We start from the raw sequence: 433 nt of genomic DNA on the forward strand, positions 1-433 counted from the left end.
ACACCATGCGGCCGTCGAGCTTCACGGGCGCCATGAAGTTCTGGTACTCGCGGGCCTGACCGGCACCGTCGCGCAGCTTGTAGGTGATGGACGGGCCGATGTTGACCAGCTCCTTGTTGCCCGGCGACTTGGCGCCAGAGCCCAGGTGCTTGGTGAGCTCGCCCACGTTGACGCCACGCGTGTCGGTGGCGCTGCCCGAAGCGGCGTCAGCTGCCTCGCCCGCGGCTTGCGCGCTGCGCGCCTCGGCCAGGTTCTCCACGTTGATCATGCGCAGGTTGCTGACCTCCAGCTGCAGCGGCCCTTGCGCCGAGCGCTCGAACCACTGCGCAGGCAGCCCCTGCGGCGCTTGCCCCACCGTGGACTCGACCGACTCGGCCGCAGCCTGCGCCGGCGCGGCATCCAGGCGCAGCGGCTTGAGCCGCACCGACGAGCC

Annotated in this window: 1 pseudogene; it reads right to left on the minus strand. The window is 70.9% G+C overall.

The window, feature by feature from the left end:
- A pseudogene (locus B2W70_RS14260) lies at window positions 1–433 on the minus strand (cytochrome c biogenesis protein ResB); the annotation flags it as partial.

This window comes from Aquabacterium sp. UBA2148 (genome assembly GCF_002328915.1).
Taxonomy (GTDB): domain Bacteria; phylum Pseudomonadota; class Gammaproteobacteria; order Burkholderiales; family Burkholderiaceae_C; genus Aquabacterium; species Aquabacterium parvum.